Here is a 12,975-nt window from a genome sequence, read left to right as displayed (position 1 = left end):
AAAGTTTACAAGAGTTCACTCTATACCGTTTTATTTTCTGTTTCGATGAATTTTTTAAAAAGCAGAATGGTTTTTTCGTTGATTTCTTCTGAACTTAATCGGTCGCTGGTTTGATAAAAAAACATAGCGGCGTATTTTTTAGTGATGTTCTCCAATAAAAGATGTTTATTGTGACGATAGCATTCGCGAAGAACTCGCTTGTAGTAATTGCGATCAACGGCGTGTTTGAAGTGTTTTTTGGAAACTGAAACACCCATTTTCAGAGGAATTTCTTCTTCGTTTGTTACCTCAACATATACTAATCGCAATGGGTATTTTGCAACGGATTTTCCTTCGGTAAAAAGCGAATCGATGACTTTTCTGCTTTTTAGTTTTTCATTTTTTGAAAAGGAGAAATCCATTTTTGAATTTAGTTGTAGATGTTGTATACAAATTTTACTTCCGAGTAATTGATGTAAAACTGCATACGATTATTTTCTTTTTTGTGGGTAATGACGATGATATTGCATTTAGAACCATTGTTGTCCACACATTCAAAAGGAACTATTTTTTGGTCGTCGTTTTCTATTTTTTCGCCATAGGCTTTAATGGTAAAAACTTGAATATCGGGTGAATTAACAACAATTCTGTTTTTTTTGCCATCGATGGTGATGATCAAATCGGCATCCACAAATTCCGACCAATTGTTCCACTTACCTTTATCGTTTTTCTCGGTTACACTAACGCTGCTGGTTTTAAACGTGAGTGTTTGAGCTTGTGAACCCACGCTTAAAAAAGCGATAAGAAGGAAAAAATAGAATGACTTCATAATCAATTAGAGTTTTTATCGGTGTAAATCTACAAATTCTATTCCATAAAAAAAGACAATAAAAACGGAGTTAATTAAACACTTTATCAACAGAAGTTTTATATTCGCAAAAAAAATATTCTTAATCTTTTCGGCGTTTGTAAACACTGAATTAAATTGAAAAAAATGAAAAAATTGCTATTGCTGTTGTTGTTTAGTATTGCAATGACGGCTCAAAAAAAAGAAGCTGTTTACAAAAAATTAGCAGCCTTAACCTGTGAATGTGCCACCAATAAAGGTACAGAAAAACTAACCGAAACTGATTTGGGATTGTGTATTTTCGAATCGTTAGGGATGTTGGATGAAAAAGACCGAAAAGCAATTGGTTATAATCCGGATAAAAAATCTACTTCGTTAGAGCGTATTGCAGAAAATGTGGGTGTTGAAATGGCCTTGCTTTGTCCGAAGGTTTTTTCAAACATTTTAGATGAAGCAGCTGATGAATATGCTGCCGAAGATGAAGTAGTAGAAGTAATTGCATCTTCACACAAAGGAAGTTTTGAATCGATGACATCGGCCGAGTTTAATACAATTACAATAACCGACGAAAGCAATACAAAGAGAGAGTTTATCTGGCTTTTTTCGTTTGTAGGCGACACTTTGTTTATTAAAGACAAAATTGTAAAAGGCGACAAAATTGAGGTTTTTTATACCGAACAACAGTTCTTCGATCCGAAGACTAAAACCTACAAGATTTACAACGAAATCACCGAAGTGAAATTGTTATAGAAAAGAACGCCAAATGTAAGTTTGGCGTTTTTTATTAGTCTTTAAAGATTTTACCACAGATTAACAGATTTTGAATCATTTATTATCTGTGAATCTGTGGTGAATTATTACAGATTGGTTTGCAATCTAATGGAGCTTATTTTATTCTGTAGCATAGTGTTTAATCATCTCTATCTTGTGGTTTATTTATTCTTGATGAGTTTTTTAGCTATGGCGTTCAGTTGGTCACGGTTTTGTTCTACGAATGAAAGTCCGGCTTGAATGAGTTCGTAAATGTTGTCTTTGGAAGTGTCGTCCATATCGGGCGAAGCGTTTTTTAAAGATGGCATCAAACGATGATAATTCAGACGATTTCTTGGTCCGAGTGTTTCAAACATTTTCTTCAAATTGTAATCCACGGTTTCGGCATTGGAAGAAAGTAAAATATCGATCAATGGCGAAATCCACTTGATTCGTCCAGCGTTCACAAAATCTTTAAAATGATACGGTTTCAACACGGTTCCTGTTCCGACTGAAACCATAACCATGTCTTTAACCGAAGGATGATCAATTTTCTCTTCGTCGTTGAGCACTTTCGAAAAGGCAATTTTACGTGCTTCTGCATAGGCACACATCGCAGGATTATTGGCATATACTCCGCCATCAACCAAAGTAAATGCTTGACCGTAAAGCGATTTGATTCTCGCAGGTTCAAAATACGTTGGCGCTGCAGAAGTGGCTCGACAGACATCACGAACGTAAAAGTTTTCGAGTGAAGCATTGGCTTCGTGACTCGCAAACAGTTTGGCTCTTCGTTCGGAAATATCGTATGAAGTGATGAGGCATGGTTTTACAAAATCCTTTAATTGCAAATCGCCAAACACTTCGTGCAGTTGTTTTTCGAGGTTTTTTTGAGAAATTTTTTCATTGAACAACCCAAACGGATTGATGAGGTGTTCCCAAAACGAAACACTAAAAATATTTTCACCTTTTTTGGCGTAGAGGTCGAGTGCTTCTTGCACTGAAAACCTGGCACTTTTTGAGTTGTCAGGAAAAAGTAAAATTGCGGCCAATAATCCGCCAGTGCTACTGCCGGCGATAAGATCAAAATAGTCGCCAATTTTGGCGTTGGGATGATCGGTGCGCTGGAGTTGCTCTTCGATGTATTTGAGGATGACGCAAGTGATGATTCCGCGAATTCCACCGCCATCCAAACTGAGAATTCTAATTTTTTTAGTCATAGCATTAGTTTTTAGAGAATGACGTATCCGTTTTTGTCCCGTTGTAATTTGGATAATTTTTTCCATTCGTTGAACCCTCGTTTATCAAAGTGCGGTAGATCTTTAAACTTTTTCCAGTTTCCGCCCCAATCCCAACCGTATTGGGCGAAAATTTTCACACATTCGTACCAATCGGCGATTTGGTCGTTGTCCCAATCTTTTACGGTATCCCAAGAGGCGGTTTTTCCGTCGATGACTAGGCAAATATCGACGGCAAAACCGAAATTATGCACGGATTGTCCGCCTTTGGCATTGGTTACTTTTTTGCCCGGTTTCGTTCGTCCGATGGCATACAAATTGTCTTGCTCTTTGAAGGTTCGCAAGCCTTGAGTGATTCTGATTTTTGCTTTTCCGGTAAGTGCGAGATCACATTCGGCCACGATTTTGAGCATTTCGGCTCTCACGGCAGGATGCAGTTGTTGGATTCGATCTGAGGTAAATTTGTCCATGATTTAATTATTATAATGATGAATAAATATAAGAAAATAATCTTTTATTTTAAAACAAAACGAAGATTATTTTCTTTTTGTAAAATAAAAAAAACCATAACGTTTGTGTTATGGTTTTGTTTGGTGTGGATTGTAATTTGCGCATTAGGTTTTTAAAAGCAAAAAGTCAGTTCTTAACTAGAACTGACTTTTTTAATTGCCACGCGAAGGATTCGCGCGGTAGCGGTGCGAAAGGATTCGCGCGGTAGCGGTGAATAAAACAAACTACTTTAATTCTAAAGTATTAGGATTCCATTTTCTGTAAGAAAGAACATCTGTAAGTGCTCGAGTAGAATGCTCAATTCCTTCACTTTCAATAAATAAACTGGCATGAGGGATGCCTTGTTGATGAATCATTGGTAAAAATATTCCATGGAAATCACCTGTAATAAATACCTCAAAACCATTTTTAATTATTTTTGAACTATACCATTCCCATTCTTTTACATCTTGTAAGGTATCAATTATGTTGGGAATACTGGTAATTAAATCATCTTTATGAAAATCATCTTCTTTTAATTGGTTGGTAAACTCAACTAATGGTTTGGGTAATAATTTTTCCCAATTTTCATTTTCTGGGTCTAAATTTTTATTTTCTAAAAACGCAATAATTGTTTGCTTAAAGATATTGAGTTCTTGTTCTGGATTTGGTATATTCTTAATTCTTACAATGTCATAATTACCATTTGGTATTTCTCCATTGTTATTTTTCACTATTTTTTCTTTTTCTGTCATGATTATATTATTTTATTGTTACAATTTTTTTGTTAAATACTTTTTTGAAATCTTCTAATGATACACTATAAGACGATCCTTTATAAATTGGCAATGGACCCAGCTGCGCAAAGTCTCCTGACTTTGAGCTAAAATAAAAAAAATCCGCAAAGTCAGGAGACATTTGCGGAGCTTTTTGTAGCACTCTTTTCGGAGCCAGGGTTTTTATTTACTAACTTATTTCATCCTCCTCATCATAAGGTTTAAAAAACTCTTCTATATCAATAAAATTCATTGGACCAGTTCGAACATATAGATGTTTTAAAGTTTCTGCATCCGATAATACAGATAAACTACTACACATTACAGGTTCGAAAAAACTCGTAATAAAAACATCTTTATGATTACCATCTCTTAACAAAGCATCTTTTGATAAATGCGTCATTATACTTGTTATTTTATAATCAATGTTATCTAACATTAATTTAATTTTTTCCGTAAGATATTTCTCTTTTTCTTCTATTGTCATGTTATTATGGTTTAATGGTTATATTATTTATGTCTATTCCATTTTTAATACATCTATCTAGAACATCTTCTTTAAAATACGTTTTGCTAAATTCAATTTCTTGGTCAGTAAACCTGCCTTTCCCGTACTTTTGTATCCAATTGGCTTGTTCTTCTAATATTTTATCCAAAACATACTTTTCTTTAATGTAAGTGCTTATTAACTGGTCTCTAAAAGGAATTTGTGTTTGTTTGCCTACTTTTAATATTTGTCTTGCCTCTCCTCTAATATAATTAGCTTTTCCACGTCTTAAAAAATCTTCGAAGTGCATTGATTCATGAAACATTTCAAGTGCTGTAGCATCTTTTCTAATCCAAACAATTGGCGGTACTTCCCAAGGATCAAAACAAGCACCACATTTTTGCTCTTTAAAGTATTTCATCATTTTTTTGGATGATGTATAATATTTTACTTCACCACCTAATTCTCTAATTATTTTAATCCATTCATCTAGTTCTAATTTTGTTAATCTTATAGAATCTAGGTTTTTTGCAATATTATCAAAATTAGAAACTCTCCTCAATTCCTTAATAAAATCATCTACATCTTCAATGCCTTCTTTTTTAGCTGCTTCTCTTAAAACCCTTTCTTTAGCTAAAATCTTGGCAGCGCTTTTTTGAACTTTTGTATACAAAGCTATAGAAACTTCTCCTGAAAGTGCAAACATTTCAAAATAAAATAAATATTTTGATATTTCTCTTCCTAGTTCAGTGTCGGCTACTCCGGTTAGTTTTAATAAAATATTTACAGAGCCTGAAGAGATTTCGGCTACTCCAGCAACGCCTTTTACTGTTGTTACAACTTTTGTAAAGGTTCGGGTTTTTCCTGCTAAACGGTTTCCTGCTTGCAATACTTTATACAATCTTCCAAATTTAAGGATATTGCCTACACCCGAAATGGTTGTGAGTACATCAACAGCATATTCGCCAGCGGTTAACCAATTTTTCCAAAAAGCACTCTCACCATGTGCGTAAAGAACAAAAGCGGGTAATAACTGAATTTGCTCGCCTTCTTGTTCGTCATCTTTAATCAAAAATTTTGGATTATCTGCATTCAAAATCACTAAAGGCGAAAAAGGGTGGTAGTTATATTCTAATGTCTCTTGTATTTCATCATTTGTTGTATAATATCCATGTCTTGCATAATGTTTGGTTTCTTTAAACACTCCAGTTCCGACAGTGACTTTTACATCAATTGCTTTAGTCTTTTGATTCCATTCGATTGCTGCATTATCATGATGAAACCCTAACGTTTTATCAGATCTGTAATCTAACATAAGCGGGCTATTTTCTGTAATTAATTTATTTTTATCAGGGTCAATTTGAATGTAATCGGTTTTTTTCCAAATACTGTAAACTAAGTTTACAAAATGAGTGTTGTTTTCACCGTTAAGTCCATTGAAAAGGAGTTCTAAGTAGGTGATTTTATCATCTTTGATTTGAAGTAACCGATAAAGAAAAAGTTTTTCATTGGTTTCTTTCTTAGCAATTATGTCGAGTAGTTTTATAAAAAGGTTTTCTTCGGGCAAAGCGGAAGAGTTAACCAGATTGTCTCTGTCAACAATTTGTTCAAAAAGTCTCCATAAACACTCATTACTTATTGTAAAGGCTACATCATCCGTTAAGTAAAAAAGGGTTATCATGGCTTCTCTGAAATCACTAATTGAACCATTTAACATTTGACGTTCTAGAGGAAAGATTATTTCTTCCTTGAAACTGGTAATAAAATCAATTCGTCGTTGTTTATTATATGCATCAGAAAAGTCAAAGCTTTGTTGTGTAAAAATAGTCTCGTTTAAATAGGATAAAAAAGGTTCTTTACCCTTGAATTTGAGCTTGATAGCAATGTCTTCATCATTAATTTGATAAAACATTTTTTTACTACTACTGGTGTAATAATAATAAACATAATAGTTCTTTCGATCTGCTATAAAAATTGACGGAATGAGAAAAATAGTTCCCTTTTTTTTAACTTCAACCTCTACATTTTTTAATGAGGTATCTTTAAAAATTAGAAAAGACACTATTCTTTTTAGTAGAGTTAACACAGAATCAATAAACTTATAATATGAGCTTAATGGTTTTGAATACTGGTATTCATAAGTTGCTGTTTGTAGATTCATTTTTTCAGGATCAAAAAAGATGCTGTCATAGAATACAGCTGTATCTTTCAGGTTTTCATACGATAACACGACCTCTCTTTGTTCTTTGTCATAAAAATAATGGTACGTTGATTCATTAATTTCGATAGGTAAAAGTTGTGTTTCATCTTCAACGGGTTCACTTTTTTTTGTTTCAATGTTCAAGTAATTGTATCCATCTGCTGTAGGTGGCAATTTGATGTAAAAGACATTTTTATTGGAAAGCGGCAAAACATAAAAATGTGTGGCTTCATGTTGGTCTAAAATGTTAAAAATGCGTTCGTATAAGTTGAATTTTTCGAATTCAGTTCTTTCTACTGTTCGCTTTAAATTGCTATAAATGCCCTCAATATTAACTTTTGTTTGGTCTATTTCCTTATTTTTTTCTTTATCCTCGTCATACCTCCGATCGAGTCTTAAAAACTCGATTAATTCTTTTATTTTACTCATTGTTTTTTCTTTTTTAAAACCACAGCAAAGTCATTCTTTGCTGTGGTTGAGGTTAAACAAAAGCTTAGGTAAGCGGTTGAATGGTCAAGTTGATTTCTGCCGTTTGGTTGGCAGCCAATTCTACGGTTACTTCTTTGCTTCCTTCGGTTACTTCGTAATCGGTGGTTGGGAAATCGTTGTTGGCATCGAGTACCAATTTGTATTTTCCTACCGGAACACTGTTGAGTTCCCAATTTCCGTTGGCGTCGCAATAGGTAAGGTCGCGAAGAGTGTCGTCTAAATAATTCTTCACTACGATTTTGGCTTCTTTGTTTTCGTTGCCAAAAATTTTACCTACAACTCGTCCTAATTGACTGCTTCCCAATAGGTCATAACTAATTTCCAATCCTTCTGAAACCGGAACTTCTTCTGGGTTTTCAAACTCAGGCAATGCGTCTTCGTCAAAAGGCAAGGCTTTGGTTACTCTTAATCCGATGCTGTCGGCTTGTAAGATGGTCAAAGCTGTTGGTAGACGTGTTGCCCATGCTTTTCCTTCTTTTTTGCCTTTTGGCGATTGAAGTTCGTCTACAATAGACAAGAACAATTCATCGTCGATTACCGGAACTTCACCACCATTCCAGATTTCTCCTGTTTGCATGTAGAAACGAACAGCTTCTTCAAATCCAGGTCGAACCGTTACAATTACTCGTGCCATACCGGCTTGCATAAAGTTTCGGAACAACGGATCGTTGTTGTCGTATTGGTACAAATCTGCCCAATCTTTTCTGTCGCTCCAATAATAAGGATAGAAGTTGTACGACATGATTTCCCACTCAAACGCTTGTTCCATGAATTTGGCAAATGCAGCGTAGTCGTCTAATTCGGCAGAAACGTTTACTTCGTGATTACCAAAAGTTCGGATAACACCTTGATTTAATGCTTTAAACATACTTCTACCATAAGTTCGAGCCGCATTTGGATCTTGGTTGATCATATATGAAATACAGTTTTTACGTAAAACCGTATTTTCAATTTGACGGTAGAAACCCGGGTTTTCGCCTTTGATTTTCACTCCAAGAGCGTTTTCTTCGGCTAATTTTTGGTTGTATTCAACAAGAGCATCTTCGTAGGCATCAATGATGGCTTTGAATGTTTCTTGTTGCCATTTTTCTAAACCTGTCGGAGTTAATTCACATTTAACTTCTACTGTTCCACTTACCGCGTGATATCCTACTAATGAATAAGAAATAGGAATTTCACCTTCAAAAGCTGAAATTTCTTGATGGCCTGCCAATTCGTTCATTCTTTTCCCTCCGATCAGAAAATGCCAGCCTACAGCAGGTTCATCTGGCGCATAAATGAGACCGCTTGCAGTTACTGTTTTATAGAATTCAGGAATTTTCAAGTTGATGTCTCCTGCAATTACTTCTTCAAATTCACCTCCATTTGCTTCGTTACCTGAGCCTGAAAACGCTTTTCCAATATAAATTGTTTGTTGTGGTTTAGGATTCAATTCAATATTGAATACACTTCCCCAATATTTAGCAGTATTCTCATCTACAGACTTGTAGTCGGAAAGTTTTTTAGTGTTTTCTGGTAAAGTCCCAACAGGATCAACATGTTTTCTAGGATCAACGGGTTCAACCAATTGTTTTACCATTTGGTTTTCGGTCATACCAAGAATGTGTAATTTTGATGGCTGCGGAACCATGAATTCAAACATCAATCGTTTGCCGTAATTGAAGACTTGGTTTTTGAACACCTTGTCCACCCATCGGTAAACACCTACTACGTGTTTGTCGCCTTTGGTGTTGTCAAAACCGTGTTTGTTGTTTTCTTCAAACTCTTCGATGATTTTTTCGATACGCTCTTCTTTTACTTTAGAAACAATACGATCCATCGCTCTTTCGGTAATTTCTTTGGCTTGATTTACAGCATTCATTGAACTTTCTTCGCTGGATGAATGAGTGGCCATGTTAACATTTCCACCGATTGAATAAGTTCCTGCTCCTGGTTGACCTCCATTAAAGTTGGCATAAGTATTTGTAGCAAAATCATTAGCTTCTTGCAACACTTTTGCCACTTCACTTTGCATTTCAAAACGATCGGTGCTTGTAGTGTCGGTGAGTTTTTCTCTTTCATTTTCACTTGAAGTAGTGGTTGTGTTTTCGCTTCTGCGCAATCTTCGAGTGGCTTTTTCTTTGTATTCACGCGCCATAACGTTTTCGATGTGCGCTACATCGCCTTCCACATAACCTTGAGTGGTTTGCTCTACTTTTTTATAGTCGGCAATTCCAATTTGTTTGAAACCAAAGCCAGTTGGAATAAAGTTAGTTGTTGGAACACTACCGTTGTTGCTTCCAGAATTATCATCGTCTTGTTTTAACGTCAAGTCGCCATTGAAACAGCTTTTAAAGAAAGAAGCGGAAGGAGAATTAGGGACAGAGAATGTAGCTTCTGTTCCGTTGGTGAATTCGATTTTCCCTTCAATTGAAGTTGCAGTCAAACTGTCATCAAAGTCATAAATTGCTGATGTTTTAAGTAAAATTGACGTGCCAATTTCGGATGCCACAAACAAACCATTTGTTGCAGTTGAATTAACTCCCGCCATTTGATGGTAACTTTCGGACTCCTTAACTTCCCAAGTGCTGTCTGGCACTTCAATTTTAATATCAAACAATATAAGTCCTTCGGCATTTCTTGATGGGCAAAGCTGAAAACTGAATGGCAACGCCGTTGAGCTTGTGGTAACCGGAACGACAACTCCACCAACGCTTGCCACAACATTATTTTGTGAAGGTAAATTGTTTACTATGGTTTGATTGCTTTGTGAAATTCCTGAATCGATTATCGAGTAACTTTGAGCATAGGAATAGCCATCTCCGGATAAATCAGCAATTGATTCTGGGTCGGCTTTGCCATTTACTCCAGATGAAAATTCGATTTCCAATAACGTCAAAAGCGATTTAAATGATTCAGGAGTCAATTCACTCTCAAGAAAAGACAAATCCATTTCATTTCTAAACTGAAAAACAAAAGTTGGTAATTGAGGTTTTTCAACTTCTTCAGGTTGATTGCAAGGATGTTGTGAGTCGTAAGTTGAATTTGGGTCTTGTAATGCACACCAAGTTTCTTTAGCGGTTTTTACATCTTCGAAGTATTGATCGTTGATGGTTTTTATCGTTTCTTGATGACTTTGTGCTTGAATATCGAATGCTTCTTTGGCTTCTTTTTTGAATTTTTTTTCTGCTTTTTGAAGTTCTTTTTTCAACTTGCTTAGCTCTGAGATTCTGATTCGTTCTTCGTGGGTTTGTCTTAGTTTCATCATTTCAGCACTTGGGGCTGTTCGATATGTACTTGATGAAGCACCTGAGTCTTTAGGAGCTATTCGAGCAATTGAGCCGTTTGACGTGCCATCAGTTTCGACAAAAAGTTCCTTCGGAAGCACGACTTTGGCTAAAAGAATTTGTTTAGCAAGCTCTTCACTGTTTTGAATTTCAGTTTGATGAAGAAATACGTGATTTCCGATTAAAAGATGCATAATCGTTTCTTTCGCATAAAAATCTTTTTTGGTTATCACTTGATAAAATAAGTTGTCCCACAAAAGATTGAGCTGCGAAAGTGTGATTTTTTCACCCGCTAATGCATGAAGTTTTTGCAACAATTCATGGTAGGAAAAGTTGCGTTTGTTTTTTGCAACCCAAACACTAAAATCATAGATTTTTCGACTGAAATCTTTTAATTCAGTTTCTTTTTTGGGCACAAATGACAAAGTTGTTTCAGACATTGCCTCCCATTTGGTTTGGGTATTGGGTCTATTCAAGACAGCATCTTCAAAAGTTCTTACTTCAGTTGGAAGCAGCCTTGGATCCATAAAAACAAAGCGACTTTTTATACCTTCTTCATTAGATAACTCTGGTGCTCGCATCGTTACAAAACGAAAGAGCGTGTTTTTAATTTCTGTACTCATTTTTTCAATTTTTTATTATTAGATTTTTTTCTTGTAATTATCTTCTTAAAAACGAGTTTTGAACCACTAGTTTTCCGGACAACGGGGTTTAAAACTCCTCTTTCGAATTAATTATTATGCAAATATATAAGAAATAAATCTTACAAACAAATAAACACGAAGATTATTTTCTATTATTTTCTAATGCGCTGAGATTGTTTTCTTTGCCTTTGATTATCTTAATAGTATTTGTGAATCAGTGTTTTAACATACTGATTACGAGCAAGGTTTCAATTAATAAAGAGTGATTATTTTCTTCTTTTTATAATAAAATGATATAAAAATCTTATACAGTACTTGTTATTTAGATTTTTTTCCTATTTTTGTAAAAAATAATACCATGATTTCAGAACGAGTAGGTCAGTATATTGATAAGAAAGGCATCAGTTATTATGCCTTTGAAAACAGTTTAGGCGCTAGTAGAGGAAGTATTTCTAAAGCCGTTAAAGAAGGAAAGAGTATCGGGAGTAATGTTTTGGAGACCATTATGTCTATCTACACCGATATTAATCCGAATTGGCTATTGACTGGTCAAGGCGATATGTTTAAAAGCGATGAAGAATTTTTACTTAACAAAGAAGTAGCGGCTTTTAAACTCAAAACCGACAATTCTATAGAAAATCAGCAAATTCCGTTGTACGATATTGAAGCAGTTGCTGGTTTGGTTCCGTTGTTCAGTGGAAAAGGAAATCAAACGCCTTTGGATTATATTTCGATTCCGAGATTACCTAAATGTGACGGTGCTGTTTATGTAACGGGAGACAGTATGTATCCATTATTAAAAAGTGGCGACATTGTTCTTTACAAAGAAGTAACCGACATTCACAACGAAATCTTTTGGGGCGAAATGTACCTTTTGAGTTTGGACATGAGTGGAGAAGAATACATTACGGTAAAATACATTCAAAAATCGGATTACGAAGGTTGTGTACGTTTGGTAAGTCAGAATAAACACCATCAAGATAAGGATGTCGAATTCAATAAAATCAAAGCATTGGCTTTGGTAAAAGCCAGTGTTCGAATTAATGCAATGAATTAATTTATTCAATTCAATAATTCGTTGCCATTAATTGCGTTATCATTTCTATACTTTAGAAATTATGGCGCAATTTTTTTTGAAATGTATTCTAGTAACTACGTGTATTCTAAATTCATTTTCTGGTTTTTCTCAAAAAATAAAGGAAGGACAAGTAGCACCCACTTTTGTTGTCGTTGATTCCAAAGGTGATACCATTAACTTAGAAAAATATAAAGGCAAGAAGGTGTTTTTGGCTTTTTTTAGGTATGCGAGTTGTCCGGTTTGTAATTTCAGAATGAACGAAATCATCCAGAATCACGATTCAATAAAGGCGAAAGGATATGAATTTATTGCTGTTTTTGAGTCTAATAACCAAACATTGCAACAGTATTTAACCGAAACCCAAGTTCCTTTTCCTGTAGTGGGCGATCCTGATTTGGTTTTGTATAAAAAATACGGCGTTCAAAAGTCGTTTTGGCGTATGGTAGGTTCGATGTTCAATAAGAAAACCAGAAGCAATCTGAAAGAAGGCAAAGTTTTGGTAAAAGGCAAAAATCTGAAGAGAGACGGACAAATGAGCCGAATTCCAGCTGATTTTTTAATCGATGAAAACGGCATTGTTACTAAAGCCTATTACGGAACTACTATTGCAGATCATTTGCCGTTGGAGACAATTCTTGGTGAATGAATTACTTAATCTCGTACGAATTATTTTCGCTTTGCACATCCGCCATTCATCCGCTCAGATTTGCGGTAGTTCTTTTTTATTTTTCA

At 35.1% G+C, this 12,975-nt stretch carries 11 protein-coding genes; 3 read left to right on the top strand and 8 right to left on the bottom strand.

Features of this window, described 5'->3' with window-relative positions; genetic code table 11:
- Window positions 1-20 precede the first annotated feature (20 nt).
- Window positions 21-401 carry a ribonuclease P protein component gene (rnpA, locus tag VK161_RS02120; RefSeq protein WP_324213102.1) on the bottom strand — a complete coding sequence of 127 codons (381 nt, stop codon included), beginning with the start codon at window positions 399-401 and terminating at the stop codon, window positions 21-23.
- An 8-nt stretch (window positions 402-409) separates the two neighbouring features.
- On the bottom strand, window positions 410-808 hold the full coding sequence (locus VK161_RS02115; protein WP_324213101.1) for a hypothetical protein: 399 nt from the start codon (window positions 806-808) through the stop codon (window positions 410-412).
- A 165-nt stretch (window positions 809-973) separates the two neighbouring features.
- On the opposite strand from VK161_RS02115, the gene VK161_RS02110 reads away from it, so the two are divergent.
- The gene (locus VK161_RS02110) at window positions 974-1,576 is read left to right on the top strand and encodes a hypothetical protein (RefSeq protein ID WP_324213100.1); all 603 of its coding nucleotides are present in this window, start codon (window positions 974-976) and stop codon (window positions 1,574-1,576) included.
- A 182-nt stretch (window positions 1,577-1,758) separates the two neighbouring features.
- Here the strand turns inward: VK161_RS02110 and VK161_RS02105 are convergent, their stop codons facing one another.
- The 6 genes from VK161_RS02105 to VK161_RS02080 all read right to left on the bottom strand — a co-directional run bounded on the left by VK161_RS02105 (window position 1,759) and on the right by VK161_RS02080 (window position 11,144).
- On the bottom strand, window positions 1,759-2,796 hold the full coding sequence (locus tag VK161_RS02105; RefSeq protein WP_324213099.1) for a patatin-like phospholipase family protein: 1,038 nt from the start codon (window positions 2,794-2,796) through the stop codon (window positions 1,759-1,761).
- Between the two features lie 11 nt (window positions 2,797-2,807).
- Window positions 2,808-3,284, bottom strand: coding sequence for a M15 family metallopeptidase (locus VK161_RS02100; RefSeq protein WP_324213098.1), 477 nt, complete (start codon window positions 3,282-3,284; stop codon window positions 2,808-2,810).
- 264 nt (window positions 3,285-3,548) lie between these two features.
- The gene (locus tag VK161_RS02095) at window positions 3,549-4,058 is read right to left on the bottom strand and encodes a hypothetical protein (protein WP_324213097.1); all 510 of its coding nucleotides are present in this window, start codon (window positions 4,056-4,058) and stop codon (window positions 3,549-3,551) included.
- Between the two features lie 211 nt (window positions 4,059-4,269).
- Window positions 4,270-4,566 carry a hypothetical protein gene (locus VK161_RS02090; protein WP_324213096.1) on the bottom strand — a complete coding sequence of 99 codons (297 nt, stop codon included), beginning with the start codon at window positions 4,564-4,566 and terminating at the stop codon, window positions 4,270-4,272.
- A 4-nt stretch (window positions 4,567-4,570) separates the two neighbouring features.
- Window positions 4,571-7,195 (bottom strand): hypothetical protein, encoded by a 2,625-nt coding sequence (locus VK161_RS02085; protein WP_324213095.1) that lies wholly within the window; start codon window positions 7,193-7,195, stop codon window positions 4,571-4,573.
- 64 nt (window positions 7,196-7,259) lie between these two features.
- Entirely contained in the window at window positions 7,260-11,144 is a 3,885-nt protein-coding gene (locus VK161_RS02080; RefSeq protein ID WP_324213094.1) for a hypothetical protein, read from the bottom strand.
- A 379-nt stretch (window positions 11,145-11,523) separates the two neighbouring features.
- Between VK161_RS02080 and VK161_RS02075 the strand changes: the two genes are divergently transcribed.
- Both VK161_RS02075 and VK161_RS02070 read left to right on the top strand, forming a co-directional pair.
- Complete coding sequence (locus tag VK161_RS02075) at window positions 11,524-12,222, top strand: S24 family peptidase (protein WP_324213093.1); 699 nt, start codon at window positions 11,524-11,526, stop codon at window positions 12,220-12,222.
- Window positions 12,223-12,283: 61 nt separating this feature from the next.
- A complete protein-coding gene (locus VK161_RS02070; RefSeq protein WP_324213092.1) occupies window positions 12,284-12,889 on the top strand; it encodes a peroxiredoxin family protein in 606 nt (201 codons plus the stop codon).
- The last annotated feature ends 86 nt before the right edge of the window (window positions 12,890-12,975 follow it).

Source organism: Flavobacterium sp. (genome assembly GCF_035299245.1).
GTDB lineage: Bacteria > Bacteroidota > Bacteroidia > Flavobacteriales > Flavobacteriaceae > Flavobacterium.
Note: the sequence above shows the minus strand (reverse complement) of the source record. Positions and strands in the feature narration are given on the sequence as shown.